This is a genomic window from Amycolatopsis sp. GA6-003 (assembly GCF_046267895.1).
Taxonomy (GTDB): Bacteria; Actinomycetota; Actinomycetes; order Mycobacteriales; family Pseudonocardiaceae; genus Amycolatopsis.
In genome coordinates this window covers 4023067-4041707 of sequence record NZ_CP176499.1, presented here as the reverse complement: position 1 = coordinate 4041707, position 18641 = coordinate 4023067, and the positions used below count along the sequence as shown (strand labels likewise).

The 18641-nt window shown below is 66.2% G+C and carries 10 protein-coding genes and 3 rRNA genes; 11 read left to right on the top strand and 2 right to left on the bottom strand.

From position 1 onward, the window contains the following. The first annotated feature begins 81 nt into the window (after window positions 1–81). Complete coding sequence (locus F9C12_RS17715) at window positions 82–1659, top strand: alpha/beta hydrolase (protein WP_409467026.1); 1578 nt, start codon at window positions 82–84, stop codon at window positions 1657–1659. A gap of 40 nt (window positions 1660–1699) precedes the next feature. Here F9C12_RS17715 and F9C12_RS17710 read toward each other — a convergent pair whose 3' ends face one another. Continuing rightward, the gene (locus F9C12_RS17710; protein WP_409466631.1) at window positions 1700–2335 is read right to left on the bottom strand and encodes an LppX_LprAFG lipoprotein; all 636 of its coding nucleotides are present in this window, start codon (window positions 2333–2335) and stop codon (window positions 1700–1702) included. Between the two features lie 92 nt (window positions 2336–2427). On the opposite strand from F9C12_RS17710, the gene F9C12_RS17705 reads away from it, so the two are divergent. The 6 genes from F9C12_RS17705 (at window position 2428) to rrf (ending at window position 12567) form a co-directional block, all read left to right on the top strand. Beyond that, the gene (locus F9C12_RS17705) at window positions 2428–3717 is read left to right on the top strand and encodes an MFS transporter (RefSeq protein ID WP_409466630.1); all 1290 of its coding nucleotides are present in this window, start codon (window positions 2428–2430) and stop codon (window positions 3715–3717) included. A gap of 64 nt (window positions 3718–3781) precedes the next feature. Further along, entirely contained in the window at window positions 3782–5125 is a 1344-nt protein-coding gene (gene glnA / locus F9C12_RS17700) for a type I glutamate--ammonia ligase (protein WP_009073159.1), read from the top strand. 45 nt (window positions 5126–5170) lie between these two features. Further along, complete coding sequence (locus tag F9C12_RS17695) at window positions 5171–6757, top strand: amidase (RefSeq protein ID WP_409466629.1); 1587 nt, start codon at window positions 5171–5173, stop codon at window positions 6755–6757. A gap of 679 nt (window positions 6758–7436) precedes the next feature. Continuing rightward, window positions 7437–8956: ribosomal RNA gene (locus F9C12_RS17690) — 16S ribosomal RNA — on the top strand. A gap of 295 nt (window positions 8957–9251) precedes the next feature. Continuing rightward, a 23S ribosomal RNA gene (locus F9C12_RS17685) occupies window positions 9252–12371 on the top strand. A 79-nt stretch (window positions 12372–12450) separates the two neighbouring features. Continuing rightward, a 5S ribosomal RNA gene (gene rrf / locus F9C12_RS17680) occupies window positions 12451–12567 on the top strand. Together the 16S, 23S and 5S rRNA genes form the textbook arrangement of a ribosomal RNA operon. A gap of 114 nt (window positions 12568–12681) precedes the next feature. On the opposite strand, the gene F9C12_RS17675 is transcribed toward rrf, so the two are convergent. Beyond that, entirely contained in the window at window positions 12682–13119 is a 438-nt protein-coding gene (locus F9C12_RS17675) for an Lrp/AsnC family transcriptional regulator (RefSeq protein WP_409183074.1), read from the bottom strand. Window positions 13120–13199: 80 nt separating this feature from the next. Between F9C12_RS17675 and F9C12_RS17670 the strand changes: the two genes are divergently transcribed. From F9C12_RS17670 to F9C12_RS17655, 4 genes are all read left to right on the top strand, one after another. After that, on the top strand, window positions 13200–13640 hold the full coding sequence (locus F9C12_RS17670) for a rhodanese-like domain-containing protein (protein ID WP_409467025.1): 441 nt from the start codon (window positions 13200–13202) through the stop codon (window positions 13638–13640). Between the two features lie 17 nt (window positions 13641–13657). Next, window positions 13658–14407: a type 1 glutamine amidotransferase gene (locus tag F9C12_RS17665; RefSeq protein ID WP_409466628.1), complete on the top strand. Its 750-nt coding sequence runs from the start codon at window positions 13658–13660 to the stop codon at window positions 14405–14407. Window positions 14408–14501: 94 nt separating this feature from the next. Then, the gene (locus tag F9C12_RS17660) at window positions 14502–15632 is read left to right on the top strand and encodes an inorganic phosphate transporter (RefSeq protein ID WP_409466627.1); all 1131 of its coding nucleotides are present in this window, start codon (window positions 14502–14504) and stop codon (window positions 15630–15632) included. 30 nt (window positions 15633–15662) lie between these two features. Continuing rightward, complete coding sequence (locus F9C12_RS17655) at window positions 15663–18638, top strand: bifunctional [glutamine synthetase] adenylyltransferase/[glutamine synthetase]-adenylyl-L-tyrosine phosphorylase (RefSeq protein WP_409466626.1); 2976 nt, start codon at window positions 15663–15665, stop codon at window positions 18636–18638. Window positions 18639–18641 lie beyond the last annotated feature (3 nt).

Genomic DNA, 18641 nt, shown 5'->3' with positions numbered 1-18641 from the left:
CGTTCGAGTTCCGCGCCCGGATGGCACGATCAAACCGTGTCCCGTCATCCCAGCGCCAGCCCGAAAGTCCATCCGATAGTCGTGTTAGCGGCTGCCGGCGTGCTCGCGACCACGCTCGCGGCGTGCGCGTCCGAGTCCGGCCAGGCCGCGCCCTCGCCGACGGTCGAATCGCACGCGCCGGTCGGCCCGGTGCCCGCCGGACTGGAGCGGTTCTACGGGCAGAGCATGACCTGGTCCGCCTGTGCACCCTACGCGACGTCGGACGACTCCCGGTCCGCCTTCAAGACCCAGGGCATCGAGTGCGCCCGCCTCACCGTTCCGTTGAACTACGACAAACCGGACGGGCAGACGATCGCCATCGGCGTGCTGCGGCACCGCGCGAGCGAGGCGGGCGGCAAAATCGGTTCGCTCGTGGTGAACCCGGGCGGACCGGGCGCTTCGGGCATGGTGGCCGCGGCGAGCCTGCTCGACCAGGTGTCGAAGTCCGATCTCGGCGACCGGTTCGATCTCGTCGGCTTCGACCCGCGGGGGATCGGCGCGAGCGAACCGCAGATCAAATGCCTGACCGGACCTGAGCGCGACGCCGACCGTGCCGACGACAGCGAGACCGACGGTTCTCCTGCGGGCGTCGCGAAGCAGGAAGCGGAACAGAAGGACTTCGCCGCGAAGTGCACACAGCGGACGAAGTACGGCGACGACATGCTCGCGCACGTCGGTACGCGCGACGTCGTGAAGGACATGGACGTGCTGCGAAGCGTCCTCGGCGACGAGAAGCTCACGTACCTCGGTTACTCGTACGGCACGCGCATCGGCTCCACGTACGCGGAGACCTTCCCGAAGAACGTGCGCGCGCTCGTTCTCGACGGCGCTGTCGACCCGACGCAGAGCCCAGAAGAGTCGCTCGTCGCGCAAGGCCAAGGTTTCGGCGGCGCGTTCAACGAGTTCGCGAAGTGGTGCGCGGCGCGTCAGGACTGCGCGCTCGGCCACAACCCGGCCGACGCGACGAAGCAGTTTCAGGACCTCACACGCCGGCTGATCGACTTCCCGGTTCCGGTGGGCGACGGCCGCAAGCTCTCCTACGAGGACGCCACCACCGGTGCCATCCAGGCCCTCTACCAGCAGAATCTCTGGGAGTACCTGAACACCGGCCTCAACGAGCTGAAGCTTCAGCGCGGCACCACGCTCGAGAAGCTGGCCGACATCTACAACGAGCGCAATCCGGACGGCAGCTACGGCACGACGCAGGACGCCTTCACCGCGATCCGCTGCGTAGACGATCCGCGCGTCACCGATTCGAAGCAGATCCTCGAAGCCCAGGAGAAGTACGTAAAGGCCGCGCCGTTCCTCGACGACGGCCGCGAAGCCAGCTCCGCCCGCGACGCGTGCGCGTTCTGGCCGGTGCCGAACACGTCGAAGCCGCACGAGCCGAACGTCGAAGGCCTGCCGAAGACGCTGACGATCTCCACGACGAACGACCCCGCGACGCCGTACCAGGCGGGCGTGAACCTCGCGAAGGCGCTGAAGGGCTCGCTGCTCACCTTCGAGGGGACTCAGCACACGGTGTTCCTGCAGGGCAACGCGTGCGTCGACAAGGCGGGCACTGCTTACCTGATCGACGGGACGACGCCTCCGGACGGCACTCGCTGCAAGGCCAACTGAGGTTGGTGGCTCGCTCGGGCGAGCCACCAACCGGCGCTTGTCAAGGCTGCTGATCCGTCAGCAGCACCTCGTACATCACCGGGCTGTCGCGCTCCGTAGCCGGCGGCACCTGCAGCCACATCCGAGCGAAGCGGCGCGGCTCCGCGACTGTCACCCAGACCTTCACGTTCACGTCAGCGCGGATCTGCGGCACCAGCTTCGCCGCGACCGCCTGGGGAACGGTTCCGCCGACGCGGTAGCCGTCGACGTGCTGGATCGTCTCGCGGATTTCGGTCTTCGGCTGCTGGAGCGAGTCGAGGAGACGGATCAGGCCGCCGTGCGGGCCGAGGAACCGGTCGACGGTGAAGGGCGTGGGGCCGTTCGTTTCGCGACCCTTCGTGTCCTTTGTGGTCGCGGTGTGCCCGGAGACGGTGAACGAGAACGACCGATCGGTGAATTCCGCGCTGCCGCTCGCCTGTCCGCCGTTCTTGAGGTTCGCGTTGCCGACGAGCTTCGTCATCGGCAGGCCGGGCAGGACGCCGTTGACGCCGACCGAGAAGTGCAGGCTCGAGACCTGGGCGAAATTCGTCTTGGCGGCGGCGAGCAACCCGTCCGCCGCGGGCAAGGGGGGTGCCGCGGTGCAACCGCCGACCAGCCCGAGGAGCAGCAGCGCCGGCAGGACACGTCGGCTGAGCATGGCCGAAAGCCTACTCGGCTGGCCCGATCTTTTCGGATAGTGTCCTTCCGGCCACTGTCGACAACGCTTCCGGCACACCAGACTGACTGCTCGTGACCGTTGAGACTCGTCCCGCCCGCCGCCTGCACCGCGCCTGGTTCGTCGCGGCGGCCGCGTTCGTCGCCCTCCTCGCCGCCGCCGGCTTCCGAGCCGCGCCGGGTGTTCTGATCGATCCGTTGCACGAAGAGTTCGGCTGGTCCCGCGCCACGATCGGCTCCGCGGTCTCGGTCAACCTCGTCCTGTACGGCCTCTTCGCGCCCTTCGCCGCCGCGCTGATGGAGCGGTTCGGCATCCGCCGGGTCGCGGCTACCGCGCTGTGCGTCGTCGCTCTCGGCGCGGGCGGCACCGTCTTCATGAGCGCCAGCTGGCAGTTGATCCTCTGCTGGGGCGTGCTCGTCGGCCTCGGCACCGGCTCGATGGCGATGAGCTTCGCCGCGATGGTCGCGACGCGCTGGTTCGTCCGCCACCGCGGCGTCGTCACCGGCGTGCTGACCGCTGCCGGGGCGACCGGACAGCTGATCTTCCTGCCGTTGATCGCGTCGCTCGCGGTGGACGACGGCTGGCGGACGGCGTCGATGGTCATCGCCATCGCGGCTCTCGCGGTGGTCCCGGTCGTGCTGTTGGCCGTACGCGACCACCCCGCCGACATCGGCACCGTCGCGTACGGAGCGCCCGAAGGAACCGAAGTGGAGCGTCCGGCACCGAAGGTCGGCACTGTCCGCCGAGGACTGTCCGTGCTGTTCCAGGCCGCGCGCACCCGGACGTTCTGGTTACTCGCTGTCGGGTTCGCCATCTGCGGGGCGACCACGAACGGGTTGGTCAGCACGCACTTCGTCCCGGCCGCGCACGACCACGGCATGCCGCAGACGACCGCGGCCAGCCTGCTCGCGCTGGTCGGCGTCTTCGACGTGGTGGGAACGATCGCGTCGGGATGGCTCACCGACCGCGTCGACCCGCGGATCCTGCTCGGCATTTATTACGCGTTGCGGGGAGTTTCGCTCGCCCTGTTGCCGCAGCTGTTCACGGATTCGGTCCAGCCGAGCATGTGGGCGTTCATCCTCTTCTACGGCCTCGACTGGGTCGCGACCGTCCCGCCGACGGTCGCGCTCTGCATCCGCGCCTTCGGCGAAGCCGGTCCGATCGTGTTCGGCTGGGTTTTCGCCTGTCACCAGCTGGGCGCGGCGTTCGCTGCGTCCGCCGCCGGCGCGGTGCGCGACCAGCTCGGCGATTACGCGGTCGCCTGGTACGTCGCCGCCGGGCTCGCGGTGATCGCCTCGGTAGCGTCGTTGTCGATCACCCGATCAGGGAAGACCCGGAAAACCCAGCTCGCGCAGGTGGCGTGACCTCGCCGCCGTGGTGGGCGACCCGTGAAACATGGCGTTAACACGTGCTGGTTAGGGTTCGGCCATGGATCGCCAGCAGGAATTCGTGCTCCGCACCTTGGAAGAGCGCGACATCCGTTTCGTTCGCCTGTGGTTCACCGACGTGCTGGGGTTCCTGAAGTCCGTCGCGGTCGCGCCCGCCGAACTGGAGGGCGCGTTCAGCGAGGGCATCGGGTTCGACGGCTCGGCCATCGAGGGCTTCGCGCGCGTCTACGAGTCGGACATGGTCGCCAAACCCGACCCGTCCACGTTCCAGGTGCTGCCCTGGGAGACCCCGGAGGGCGGCCCGTACTCCGCCCGGATGTTCTGCGACATCGCGATGCCCGACGGATCGCCGTCCTGGGCCGACCCGCGGCACGTGCTGCGCCGCCAGCTGTCGAAGGCCAGCGAAGCCGGGTTCACCTGCTACGTGCACCCGGAGATCGAGTTCTTCCTGCTCGCCAACCTGCCCGACGACGGCAGCGAGCCCGAGCCCGCCGACAACGGCGGCTACTTCGACCAGGCCAGCCACGCCACGGCGACGCACTTCCGCCGGCACGCCATCGAGACCCTCGAGGCCATGGGCATCTCGGTCGAGTTCAGCCATCACGAGGGCGCGCCCGGGCAGCAGGAAATTGACCTTCGCTACGCCGACGCCCTGACCATGGCCGACAACGTGATGACGTTCCGTTACGTCGTCAAGGAGGTCGCGCTGACCCAGGGCGTGCGCGCGACCTTCATGCCGAAGCCGTTCACCGACCAGCCCGGCTCGGGCATGCACACCCACGTCAGCCTGTTCGAAGGCGACCGCAACGCGTTCTACGACGCGGAGGACCCGCACGAGCTGTCCGAGACCGGCAAGGCGTTCGTCGCCGGCGTCCTGCACCACGCCAAGGAAATCTCCGCCGTCACCAATCAGTGGGTCAATTCCTACAAACGGCTGATCAGCGGCAGCGAGGCGCCCACGACGGTGTCGTGGGGGAGGGCGAACCGGTCGGCGCTCGTGCGCGTGCCGATGTACTCGCCGGGCAAGGCGTCGTCGCGGCGCGTCGAAATCCGGACGCTCGACTCGGCGTGCAATCCGTACCTGGCCTACTCGGTGATACTGGCCGCGGGGCTGAAAGGCATCGAAAAGGGCTACGAGCTGCCGCCGCCGGCCGAGGACAACATCTGGCAGCTGTCGGACTCCGAGCGCCGCGCCGCCGGTTACTCGCAGTTGCCGCAGAACCTCGGCGAGGCGCTCGCCGAGATGGAGAAGTCGGAGCTGCTGCCGGAAGCGCTCGGCGAGCACGTTTACGACTTCTTCTTGCGCAACAAGCGGGTCGAGTGGGACAACTACCGGAGCGCGGTCACTCCGTACGAGCTCCGGACCCTGTTGCCGATGCTCTGACGCGGGCCCCCGGGCCGTGCTCCGACGTTGGGGAGGCATCGGAACATGGGAAAAAGACTGCCCGCCGTACTCGCCGCACTGGTCGCGGCGGCGGGCTTGGCCACCGCGCCGCCGGCGGTCGCGATGGCGGCTGAACCCGAGATCGACGCCGCCGGGCTGCACTTCGACCTCGACCGCGCCGACATCCCGTCGCTGCAGCGCCGGATGGCGTCCGGGCAGCTCACCGCGACCCGGCTGACCAGCGCGTACCTCGCCCGGATCCGGGTGCTGGACCCGAAGGTCAACGCCGTCCTCGCGCTCAACCCGGCCGCGCTCGCGCAAGCCGCGGCCAGCGACGTCCGGCACCGCACCGGCCACACGCTCGGTCCGCTCGACGGGATCCCGGTGCTGGTCAAGGACAACGTCGACACCCGCGACCAGCAGACCACCGCCGGTTCGCGCGCGCTGCGGAGCCGTCCGGCCAAGGACGCCACGCTGATCACCCGGCTGCGCGAGGCCGGCGCGGTGATCCTCGGCAAGGCGAACCTGTCGGAATGGGCCAACTTCCGCGCCGCGAAGCCGACTTCCGGCTGGTCCGGGGTCGGCGGGCAGACCAACAACCCGTACGTCCTGGACCGCAACCCCTGCGGTTCGTCCGCCGGATCCGCGGCCGGCGTCGCCGCGTCGCTCGCGCAGGTCGCGATCGGCAGCGAGACCGACGGGTCGATCGTGTGCCCGGCCGGGATGACCGCGACCGTCGGGCACAAGCCGAGCCTCGGGCTCGTCAGCCGCACCGGCGTCGTGCCGATCTCCGCGGAACAGGACACGGCGGGACCCATCGCGCGCAACGTCGTCGACACCGCGCTGACGCTCTCGGTGCTGCAGGGCCGCGACCCGTCCGACCCGGCCACCCTGCGCTACCCGTCGACCCAGCCCACCGATTACGCGAAACTCCTCCGCCCCGGCGTCCTGCGCGGCGCGCGAATCGGCCTGTGGCGGTTGCCGGTGCTCGGCCCGGAGACGGACGCCGTGGTCAGCAAGGCGAAGGCTGCGCTGGAACGCGCCGGCGCGACGGTCGTGGAGGTCAGCCTGCCGTACCAGGACCGGCTCTCGGAGCTGGAGTTCCCGGCGCTGCTGACCGAGTTCCACCGCGACATCGACGCCTACCTCGCCACGCGCCCGACCGGGCCGCGGAACCTGGCCGACCTCATCGCGTACAACCGCGCTGACCCGTTGGAACGGACCTGCTTCGCTGGTCAGGAGCTGTTCGAGCAGGCGCTCGCCGCGCCCGGCCCGCAGGATCCGACCTACCTGAAGAACCGGGCCGAGCTGACCGACCTCGCGCGCCGGTCGCTGGACGAGACCCTCGCGAAGCACGGCCTGGACGCCATCGCGTCGCCGACGAACCCGCCCGCCTGGAAGACGGACTGCAAGGTCGGGGACAACGACGTGATCCCGTCCTCGACGCCGGCCGCGGTGGCGGGGTATCCGGACGTCACCGTCCCGGCCGGTTCGGTCGGACCGCTGCCGGTCGGGATTTCGTTCATGGGCGGACAGTGGACGGACGGGAAGATGCTCGCGCTGGCCGCGGACTACCTGCGGGTCGCGCCGGTGCGGGTTCCGCCTCGGTATCTGCCCACGTTGCCTCGGTAAGCCGTTCGGGGTTGCCCGGAGTGGGTGAAGGTTTGTGGCCGCCGGTCAGTGCACTGCATTGACCGGCGGTGTGCGTTACGGGCGAGCTGGGTCCTCGCGGAAGTTGCCGGGCAGCGCTCTGGCCTGCTGAGTTGGCCCGGACGCCCACTTCTGCGGCAGCGGGAGGTTCGTCCGATGGGGGAGACCTGGGTCACTTGGGGCCCTTCCGCGGCCCCTCCGAGCGCGGTCCGCGGGTCTCGAACCGGCCGGATCCGGCCGCTGGCGACGCTCTGACCAGGCGCGATGCCGTTAAGTGACCCCCCTGTTTTCGGGTGGTTGGAAGGCATGTAATCTTCTCTTCGTCGCCAGGAACACCGGGCCGGCGGGGCCGAAAGCCTCACCGACTAGGAGCCAGGGCCGAGCGGGTTGACACCGCGAAACGGACCAGGTAATGTTCAGCGTCGGCCCACGAGCGGCCGCCGACTCCCTACGACTAACCTCGTAGGTACCGGCATGCTCGACCAAAAGCTTGAAATAACGCATCGAGCTTGGCCTGGTTGATTCCGGGGCTGGTTCGGGGTGTGTTGCTTGAGAACTCAACAGTGTGCTAGTGAACTAAGCCAGTAGAGCTTTTATGAAACCCCCTCGTCGGGGTTTCCTTTGAGGATATGGTTGAGAGTAGTCTCGATCGAACTGTTCATTGTTGGAGAGTTTGATCCTGGCTCAGGACGAACGCTGGCGGCGTGCTTAACACATGCAAGTCGAACGCTGAACCGGTTTCGGCCGGGGATGAGTGGCGAACGGGTGAGTAACACGTGGGTAATCTGCCCTGTACTCTGGGATAAGCCTGGGAAACTGGGTCTAATACCGGATACGACCACTGGGGGCATCCTCAGTGGTGGAAAGTTCCGGCGGTATGGGATGAACCCGCGGCCTATCAGCTTGTTGGTGGGGTAATGGCCTACCAAGGCGACGACGGGTAGCCGGCCTGAGAGGGTGACCGGCCACACTGGGACTGAGACACGGCCCAGACTCCTACGGGAGGCAGCAGTGGGGAATATTGCACAATGGGCGCAAGCCTGATGCAGCGACGCCGCGTGAGGGATGACGGCCTTCGGGTTGTAAACCTCTTTCGCCAGGGACGAAGCGAGAGTGACGGTACCTGGATAAGAAGCACCGGCTAACTACGTGCCAGCAGCCGCGGTAATACGTAGGGTGCGAGCGTTGTCCGGAATTATTGGGCGTAAAGAGCTCGTAGGCGGTTTGTCGCGTCGGCCGTGAAATCTCCACGCTTAACGTGGAGCGTGCGGTCGATACGGGCAGACTTGAGTTCGGCAGGGGAGACTGGAATTCCTGGTGTAGCGGTGAAATGCGCAGATATCAGGAGGAACACCGGTGGCGAAGGCGGGTCTCTGGGCCGATACTGACGCTGAGGAGCGAAAGCGTGGGGAGCGAACAGGATTAGATACCCTGGTAGTCCACGCTGTAAACGTTGGGCGCTAGGTGTGGGCGACATTCCACGTTGTCCGTGCCGTAGCTAACGCATTAAGCGCCCCGCCTGGGGAGTACGGCCGCAAGGCTAAAACTCAAAGGAATTGACGGGGGCCCGCACAAGCGGCGGAGCATGTGGATTAATTCGATGCAACGCGAAGAACCTTACCTGGGCTTGACATGCGCCAGACATCCCCAGAGATGGGGCTTCCCTTGTGGTTGGTGTACAGGTGGTGCATGGCTGTCGTCAGCTCGTGTCGTGAGATGTTGGGTTAAGTCCCGCAACGAGCGCAACCCTTATCCTACGTTGCCAGCGCGTCATGGCGGGGACTCGTGGGAGACTGCCGGGGTCAACTCGGAGGAAGGTGGGGATGACGTCAAGTCATCATGCCCCTTATGTCCAGGGCTTCACACATGCTACAATGGCTGGTACAGAGGGCTGCGATACCGCGAGGTGGAGCGAATCCCTTAAAGCCGGTCTCAGTTCGGATCGCAGTCTGCAACTCGACTGCGTGAAGTCGGAGTCGCTAGTAATCGCAGATCAGCAACGCTGCGGTGAATACGTTCCCGGGCCTTGTACACACCGCCCGTCACGTCATGAAAGTCGGTAACACCCGAAGCCCATGGCCCAACCCGCAAGGGAGGGAGTGGTCGAAGGTGGGACTGGCGATTGGGACGAAGTCGTAACAAGGTAGCCGTACCGGAAGGTGCGGCTGGATCACCTCCTTTCTAAGGAGCACAACACATCCACCAGGCCGGGATACCCGGACCAACCTCGGTGGGGTGGCTGGAACTCAAGTGCCGAATGCGTGCTTGTTCCGGTTGCTCAAGGAATTGTGGAACTACTGGTTATCGCCGGCGACGGTGGATGATGTTCCTGCTCAGTACTGCGGCTTGCCGCGTGGAACGGGGGAGCGGAGTCCGGGTGGTCGGGTGTTCACTGCGCACTGTTGGGTCCTGAGGCAACACACGTTGTTTCTGGTGTGGTGTTTGAGAACTGTAGAGTGGATGCGAGCATCTTTGTGGTCAAGTTGTTAAGGGCACATGGTGGATGTCTTGGCTTCAGGAGCCGATGAAGGACGTGGGAGGCTGCGATATGCCTCGGGGAGCTGTCAACCGAGCTGTGATCCGAGGATTTCCGAATGGGGAAACCCAGCACCAGTGATGTGGTGTTACCCGCCGGTGAATATATAGCCGGCGTGGAGGGAACGCGGGGAAGTGAAACATCTCAGTACCCGCAGGAAGAGAAAACAAAAGTGATTCCGTGAGTAGTGGCGAGCGAAAGCGGAAGAGGCTAAACCGATTGCATGTGATACCTGTCAGGGGTTGTGCAGGCGGTGTTGTGGGACCCACCTTGGAGAGACTGACATTTCTCCGGATGTACGCGATGGTTAGCGGAACGCCTTGGGACGGGCGGCCGGAGCGGGTGAGAGCCCCGTACGCGAAAGCTGTCGTCGTAGGTCTTGGTGGTGTTCCCGAGTAGCAGCGAGCTCGTGGAATTTGCTGTGAATCTGCCGGGACCACCCGGTAAGCCTAAATACTTCCTGGAGACCGATAGCGGACGAGTACCGTGAGGGAAAGATGAAAAGTACCCCGGGAGGGGAGTGAAAGAGTACCTGAAACCGTGTGCCTACAAGCCGTCAGAGCCTTCGGGTGATGGCGTGCCTTTTGAAGAATGAGCCTGCGAGTTAGTGCTGCGTGGCGAGGTTAACCCGGGTGGGGTAGCCGTAGCGAAAGCGAGTCTGAATAGGGCGTTTGAGTCGCGTGGTCTAGACCCGAAGCGGAGTGATCTACCCATGGCCAGGGTGAAGCGACGGTAAGACGTCGTGGAGGCCCGAACCCACTTAGGTTGAAAACTGAGGGGATGAGCTGTGGGTAGGGGTGAAAGGCCAATCAAACTCCGTGATAGCTGGTTCTCCCCGAAATGCATTTAGGTGCAGCGTCGCGTGTTTCTTGCCGGGGGTAGAGCTACTGGATGGTCTAGGGGCCTTACCGGGTTACCGAAATCAACCAAACTCCGAATACCGGTTAGTGAGAGCGCGGCAGTGAGACGGCGGGGGATAAGCTTCGTCGTCGAGAGGGAAACAGCCCAGAACACCAGCTAAGGCCCCTAAGTGTGTGCTCAGTGGGAAAGGATGTGGGATTGCCCAGACAACCAGGAGGTTGGCTTAGAAGCAGCCACCCTTGAAAGAGTGCGTAATAGCTCACTGGTCAAGTGGTCCTGCGCCGACAATGTAGCGGGGCTTAAGCACACCGCCGAAGCTGTGTCACTCGTGCAATACATCCGCCTTCCTCTTCGGGGGTTGGTGCAGTGGCACGGGTGGGTAGGGGAGCGTCCTGCATCCAGGGAAGCGGCCGCGGAAGCGAGTCGTGGAGGGTGCGGGAGTGAGAATGCAGGCATGAGTAGCGAATGCAGAGTGAGAAACTCTGCCGCCGGATGACCAAGGGTTCCTGGGCCAGGCTAATCCGCCCAGGGTAAGTCGGGACCTAAGGCGAGGCCGACAGGCGTAGTCGATGGACAACGGGTTGATATTCCCGTACCCGAGCATGTGCGCCCATGGCGAGGCGGTTGACACTAACCACCCGAAGCCGCGGACGATGTCTTCGGACGGAGTTCGTGTGTGGAGCGTGGGACCTGATTCCGTAGTAGTCAAGCGATGGGGTGACGCAGGAAGGTAGCTCCGCCAGGCGATGGTTGTCCTGGTGTAAGCGTGTAGGCCGTCATGTAGGCAAATCCGCATGGCATATAGGCTGAGACGTGATGCGTAGCCGTTTGAGGCGAAGTGGGTGATCCTATGCTGTCGAGAAAAGCCTCTAGTGAGTGCATGCACGGCCCGTACCCCAAACCAACACAGGTGGTCAGGTAGAGAATACCAAGGCGATCGGGTGAACTGTGGTTAAGGAACTCGGCAAAATGCCCCCGTAACTTCGGGAGAAGGGGGGCCAAACACCTTGAAGTCCCGTGCGGACGGAGGGGTGGTTGGCCGCAGAGACCAGCGGAAAGCGACTGTTTACTAAAAACACAGGTCCATGCGAAGTCGCAAGACGATGTATATGGACTGACGCCTGCCCGGTGCTGGAACGTTAAGAGGACCGGTTAACTCCTTTCGAGGGGTGAAGCTGAGAATTTAAGCGCCAGTAAACGGCGGTGGTAACTATAACCATCCTAAGGTAGCGAAATTCCTTGTCGGGTAAGTTCCGACCTGCACGAATGGCGTAACGACTTTCCGGCTGTCTCGACCACAGGCCCGGCGAAATTGCATTACGAGTAAAGATGCTCGTTACGCGCGGCAGGACGGAAAGACCCCGGGACCTTTACTATAGTTTGGTATTGGTTTTCGGTTCGGCTTGTGTAGGATAGGTGGGAGACTGTGAAGCTCGGACGCTAGTTCGGGTGGAGTCGTTGTTGAAATACCACTCTGGTCGGATTGGGAATCTGAACCTCGGACCATGATCTGGTTCAGGGACAGTGCCTGATGGGTAGTTTAACTGGGGCGGTTGCCTCCTAAAGGGTAACGGAGGCGCCCAAAGGTTCCCTCAGCCTGGTTGGCAATCAGGTGTCGAGTGCAAGTGCACAAGGGAGCTTGACTGTGAGACAGACATGTCGAGCAGGGACGAAAGTCGGGACTAGTGATCCGGCACCTCCTGGTGGAAGGGGTGTCGCTCAACGGATAAAAGGTACCCCGGGGATAACAGGCTGATCTTGCCCAAGAGTCCATATCGACGGCATGGTTTGGCACCTCGATGTCGGCTCGTCGCATCCTGGGGCCGGAGTAGGTCCCAAGGGTTGGGCTGTTCGCCCATTAAAGCGGCACGCGAGCTGGGTTTAGAACGTCGTGAGACAGTTCGGTCCCTATCCGCCGCGCGCGCAGGATACTTGAGGAAGGCTGTCCCTAGTACGAGAGGACCGGGACGGACGGACCTCTGGTGTGCCAGTTGTCACGCCAGTGGCATGGCTGGTTGGCTATGTTCGGAAGGGATAACCGCTGAAGGCATCTAAGCGGGAAGCCTGTTCCAAGATGAGGTATCCCACCCCTTTGCGGGTTAAGGCCCCCAAGAGACGATTGGGTTGATAGGCCAGAAATGGAAGCACAGTAATGTGTTGTCGAGTTGACTGGTACTAATAGGCCGAGGACTTGCCCACGAAGATGTTGCGCATCCACTCTACGGTTCTGAAACACCACACCGGCCCCACCATGTGGGGGTGTGTTGTTTCGGAGTGTTTCGGTGGTTTTAGCGTCAGGGAAACGCCCGGTCCCATTCCGAACCCGGAAGCTAAGCCTGACTGCGCCGATGGTACTGCAACCGAAGGGTTGTGGGAGAGTAGGACACCGCCGAACTTAACGTGACAGTCTGGGCCCCGGTCCGAGAACCCTCGCTGGTTCTCCCGGGGCCCAGACTCATGTCCCGGCCCGGAACCCCCGCGGGGGTTCGGGCCCTTTGTCGTGTCCGGGTCACAGCGACAGCCCGCGGCCTCGCACCGGAGACGAGAACACCAGCGAGGTCGTCGTCTCGCCGTAGCGTTGGGCCTGTTCCACGAAGTGCTCCAGCTCCGCGGTCGTGCGGCAGTGCACACGGAGCAGCCAGCATTCGTCGCCGGTGACGTGGTCGGCGTCGGTGATTTCCGGCAGCGGCAGGATCGTCTCGCGGAAGCGCGGACCGTCCAGGCTGCGGACTCGGACCCGGACGATCGCCTGGATCGGGCGGCCCAGCTTCTCCGGATCCACGCGGGCCGCATAGCCGGTGATCACCCCGCGCTGTTCCAGCCGGCGTACCCGTTCCGTCACGGCGGGAGCGGACAGCGAGACCCGGCGGCCGAGCTCCGAGAACGTCAGGCGGCCGTCGGTCTGCAGCAGCTCCAACAGGTGCCGGTCGACATCGTCCAGGTCCATCGCGGCAACCCTCTCCAGGAACTCCAGGCCAACTGCCGTCCAGACCCGGGAAACCCTGGTGAGGACGGCGGAACACCTGGATCTTCCCCTGTCCGGAACCCGGACCGGAACGAGAGGATCAACACCGTGAAACCTCGCATCCTCTCCCTCCCCAGCGAAGCCTCCAGCGCCGTCGAGTACTTCGGGCGCGAACTCGCCTTCGAGGTCGACCCGGTCGACCTCGCCTGGACCTCGCCGACGGGCGCACCGACGGATATGTCCTCGTCGAGACCCGCAGTCCGGGGGCGTACGCGGAAGCTCGCCTGCCGGGCGCGATCTGCTTGCCGTACCGGGAAATCACCGAGGAAAGCACCCGTGACCTCGACCGGAATCTCGTCTACGTCTGCTACTGCGAGAGCATCTACTGCAACGCCGCCACCCAGGGCGCATACCGGCTCGCGCGGCTCGGCTTCACGGTGAAACGGCTCTCCGGCGGCATCACGACCTGGCTCGCCCACGGCTACCCGACGGAGGCCGGATAGGCCGTACCCTGGACGCCGTGACTCGTCTGCTCATCATCCAGCCCGATGCCAGCGATCCCATCGGCCCGCTCGGGGAGTGGCTCACCGAGGCCGGCGCGGAACTCGACGTGCGGCTGCCGCCGGAGCAGGAGCTGCCGGCGAGTCTCGACGGGTACGACGGGGTGGTCTGTCTCGGCGGCGGCATGGGTGCGCTCGACGACGCCGAACACCCCTGGCTCGCCGACGTCCGCAAGCTTCTCGCCGCCGCGGCGGGCAACGCGGTGCCGACCCTCGCGATCTGCCTCGGCTCGCAGCTGCTCGCGGTCGCGACCGGCGGGCAGGTCGCGGAGGGCGAGTCCGGGCCCGAGGTTGGGCCGGGGCTCGTGTCCAAGAAGGACGCCGCGTGGGTCGATCCGCTATTCGCGGACATGCCCTTCCTCCCGGATGTCCTGCAGTTCCACCGCGACGTCATCACCGTCCTGCCGCAGAGCGCCGAGCTGCTCGCGTCCACGCCGAAGTACCCGCACCAGGCCTACCGGATGAACCGGTGCGTCTACGGCGTCCAGTTCCACATCGAGACGACGCCGGACGTCGTCCGCGCCTGGGCCGAGGCGGAGCCGGAAATGGCAGAACTCACCCGTCCGGGCGCGCTGGAGGACGACACCTTGATCTCAGCGCACGCGGACATCGCCGAGACCTGGCGTCCGTTCGCGCGCCGGTTCGTCCAGTTGGCCGCCGGTCAGCTGGAGGCGGCTCCGGAAAGTCAACGCCAGTTGCCGCTGGCTTAACGGATGACGTCGGAATCACTTACGGCGAGTTAACGGTTCACCCAAACGGTCAGGTACCTTGCGAGAGGTATTTCCGTAGGGTTCGGAGGTCGGGGTGGACCCCTCGCTGCTCGTTGTCGTCGTGATCTGCACGGCGCTGGTTTTCGATTTCACCAACGGCTTCCACGACACGGCGAACGCGATGGCGACCTCGATCGCCACCGGAGCACTCCGGCCCCGCGTCGCCGTCGCGATCTCCGCGGTGCTGAACCTGGCCGGCGCGTTCCTGTCGGTCGAGGTCGCGAAAACGATTTCCAGCGGACTCGTCGACGAGACGAGGATCGGGCCCGCCATCGTGTTCGGCGGGCTCATCGGGGCGATCGTCTGGAATCTCTTCACCTGGTACGTCGGCCTCCCGTCGAGTTCGTCGCACGCGCTGTTCGGCGGCCTGATCGGCGCGACCTGGGTGTCCGCGGGCGCGGACTCCGTCCACTTCGGCAAGATCGTCGACAAGGTGCTCGTCCCGGCCGCCGCGTCGCCGGTGATCGCGGGGGTGGCGGCGGCCGCGGTCACCTACTTCGTTTACCGGTTCCTGGTGCGCAAGCGCGGCGGGCGGGGATTCCGGGTCGGACAGATCGTTTCCGCGTCGCTGGTTTCGCTCGCGCACGGCACCAACGACGCGCAGAAGACCATGGGCGTCATCACGCTGACGCTCGTGGCCGCGGGCAGCCTCCCCGCCGGGTCCGCGCCGCCCGTCTGGGTGATCGTCAGTGCGGCGTCCGCGCTGGCGCTCGGCACGTATCTCGGCGGCTGGCGGATCACCCACACCCTCGGCAAGGGCCTCACCGACATCGAAGGCCCGCAGGGATTTTCCGCGCAGACCAGCAGCGCGGTCGTCATCCTGCTGTCCTCGCACCTCGGTTTCCCGCTGTCGACCACGCACGTCTGCTCGGGCGGCATCATCGGGTCCGGCGTCGGCCGTCGCGAGGCTCCGGTGCGCTGGCGGATGGCCGGCCGGATGGTGCTCGCGTGGTTGTTCACGCTGCCCGCGGCGGCGATCGTCGGCGCGGCGGCGGGCAAGATCGCCTCGCTCGGCGAGGCGGGGACCATCGCGGTCGGCGTCGCCGGAATTCTCTTCGCCGCCGGGATCTACCTGCTTTCCCGGCGCAAACCCGTCACCGCGCACAGCTTCCAGGTCCCCGAACCCTCTGCCGCCGATACCGAACCGGACCGCCTGGCTGCCTGAACCGCCCCGAGTCCGGCTACGGTGTGAGCGATGGCAGAGCGCGCGCGGACCACAGCTTCGGCGGCCAGGTACGGCTTCACCGACACCCGGGCCGACGGTCAACTGCGCGCGGCGGGCTGGTGGACCGAAGGCGGACCGGCCGAGGGCGCCGCCGATGTCCTCCTCGCTCTTTCCCGGGCCGCGGATCCGGACCTCGCGCTGGCCGGGCTCGACCGCATCCGCGAGGCCGACGAACCCGGTTGGCCTGAGCTGGACAGCACGCTCCGCGAGAACCGCACCTTCCGCGGTCGCCTCCTGGGCGTGCTCGGCACTTCCACCGCGCTGGCGGACTTCCTCGTCGCCAATCCGGGCGAGTGGCGCTGTCTCGCGGACAACCGCTGCACGGATCCGGCGAAGTTCGCCGAGCGGCTGCTCGAGCGCGTTCGCCAGGACGACGGGACGTACCTCACCAGGACCGCTGCCGAACACGCGCTGCGGGCCGGCTACCGCGGGCTGCTGCTCGGCATCGCCGCCGCGGACCTCGGGCACCTCGTCGAACCCGGGCTGGAGCACCCGCAGTTCCGGGATGTGGCCAGCGAACTGACGACGCTCGCCGAGGCTGCGCTGCAGGCCGGGCTCGTGGTCGCCGAGCAGGAGGTCGGCGCGTCCGCCGAAGGCACGCTCGCGGTGATCGCGATGGGCAAGACCGGTGGCCGCGAGCTGAACTACGTGAGCGACGTCGACGTCATTTTCGTCGGGGCCGGCGACCTTGCCGTCGCGACCCGGCTGGCCAGCACGATGATGCGGCTGGTCGGCAACGCGTGCTTCGAGGTCGACGCGGCGTTGCGGCCGGAAGGCAAGAGTGGCGCGTTGGTGCGCACGCTCGAAGGGCACACCGCGTACTACCAGAAGTGGGCGAAGACCTGGGAGTTCCAGGCGTTGCTGAAGGCGCGTCCGGTGGCCGGCGACGCCGAGCTGGGCCGGCAGTACGCGGAGATGGTCGCGCCGATGGTGTGGTCGGCCGCGGACCGCGACAACTTCGTGACCGAGGTCCAGCAGATGCGCCGGCGAGTGGAGGAACACGTCGCGTCGGAGCATCTCGAGCGCGAGCTGAAGCTGGGCCGCGGCGGGCTGCGGGATGTCGAATTCGCCGTGCAGCTGCTGCAACTCGTGCACGGCCGGGTGGATCCGGCGTTGCGCTCGCCGTCCACTTTGGAGGCGTTGGCCGCGCTCGGCGACGGCGGGTACGTCGGCCGCGCGGACGCCGCGGAAATGGGTTCGTCGTACGAGTTCCTGCGCACCGTTGAGCACCGGCTGCAGTTGCGTCGGTTGCGGAGGACGCACCTGTTCCCCGCTGCGTCCGACACCGATGAGCTGCGGATTCTCGCGCGCGCGTGTGGCATTCGGCCGGTGCGTGGGCGTAGCCAGGGCGAGGCGCTGCTTGCCGAGTTCCGCCGTCACGCACAGGGAATTCGGCGGCTGCACGAGAAGGTTTTCTACCGTCCGCTGCTGCAGTCGGTGGCGAATGTGCCGACGGAAGCGTTGCGGCTCACCACGAAACAGGCCGCCAGCCGGCTCGCCGCGCTCGGGTACGCCGCGCCAGAAGGGGCCCTGCAGCACATCAAGGCGCTGACCTCCGGGGTGTCGCGGCGCGCGGCGATTCAACAGGCGCTGCTGCCGGTGTTGCTCGACTGCTTGGCCGATACGCCGGATCCGGACGGTGGTCTGCTCTCGTATCGCAAGGTGTCCGAGGCGCTGCAGGACACGCCGTGGTACCTGCGGGTGCTGCGTGACGAGGGCACTGTCGTCGAACGGCTGGCGTTCTTGCTCGGGACGTCGCACCTGGTCCCGGATCTGCTTGTGCGCGCGCCGGAAGTGCTGCAGCTGCTGGGAGATCCGGCTCGATTGACCGGACGTACGCCAGCCGAAGTGGCGACGTCGCTTCGAGCGGCCGTACGCCGTCAACCCGGGTTGAGTGCGGCGGTCACCGCTGCGCGGTCGCTGCGTCGCCATGAGCTGCTTCGCGTCGCGTGCGCGGATTTGTTGGGACTGCTGGATGTTCCGTCGGTCTGCGAAGCGCTGTCGAGCGTGTGGGTGGCGGTGCTGCAGGGCGCGTTGTCGGCGGCTTATCGGCAACGGCAGGCTGAACTGGGGCGCACTCCGGCGACGATCGCGGTCATTGGCATGGGGCGGCTTGGCGGGGCGGAACTGGGCTACGGCTCGGACGCCGACGTGCTTTTCGTCTGCGAGCCCGCCGAAGGGGTTTCGGACGCCGAGGCGGTGCGGTTCGCTTCGTCGGTCGCGGAGACGGTGCGGAAGATCCTGGGCGCGCCGAGCGCGGACCCGGCGCTGATCGTCGACGCCGATCTCCGGCCGGAAGGGCGTAGCGGGCCGCTGGTGCGGACGCTGGAGTCGTACCGGGCGTACTACCAGCGCTGGGGCGAGGTGTGGGAGTCGCAGGCCTTGCTGCGGGCCCGGTTCGTCGCCGGCGACGACGAGCTTGGCCAGCGGTTCATCGAGATGATCGACCCGCTGCGTTATCCGGAAGGCGGGCTCGACCCGACCGACGCGCGCGAGATCCGGCGGATCAAGGCCCGGGTGGAGACCGAACGGCTTCCGCGCGGCGCCGACCCGACGCGGCACACGAAGCTCGGCCGGGGCGGGCTCGCCGACGTCGAGTGGACTGTCCAGCTTCTGCAGCTGCAGCACGCGCACGAGGTGCCTGGCCTGCGGACGACGTCGACGCTCGACGCGCTGACCGCCCTGGCCGAGGCCGGTCTCGCCTCAGCGGAAGCGGCGGACTCGCTGCGTGAGGCGTGGCTGCTGGCCACGCGCGTGCGGAACGCGACGATGCTGGTGCGCGGCAAGGCGGCGGACGAGGTGCCCGGCACCGGCCGCGACCTGGCCGCGGTGGCGCGCGTGTTCGGCTACTCGGTGGACGACGACCCCGGCGAGTTCCTCGACGCCTACCGCCGTGTGACGAGGCACGCGCATGCCGTGGTCGAGGAACTCTTCTACGACAACTAGCCT

Bases quoted from the DNA above. Each gene is read 5' to 3' on its own strand.
- F9C12_RS17710 (WP_409466631.1), bottom strand. From the start codon at position 2,335: ATGCTCAGCCGACGTGTCCTGCCGGCGCTGCTGCTCCTCGGGCTGGTC.
- glnA (WP_009073159.1), top strand. From the start codon at position 3,782: ATGGATCGCCAGCAGGAATTCGTGCTCCGCACCTTGGAAGAGCGCGAC.
- F9C12_RS17695 (WP_409466629.1), top strand. From the start codon at position 5,171: ATGGGAAAAAGACTGCCCGCCGTACTCGCCGCACTGGTCGCGGCGGCG.
- F9C12_RS17675 (WP_409183074.1), bottom strand. From the start codon at position 13,119: ATGGACCTGGACGATGTCGACCGGCACCTGTTGGAGCTGCTGCAGACC.
- F9C12_RS17655 (WP_409466626.1), top strand. From the start codon at position 15,663: ATGGCAGAGCGCGCGCGGACCACAGCTTCGGCGGCCAGGTACGGCTTC.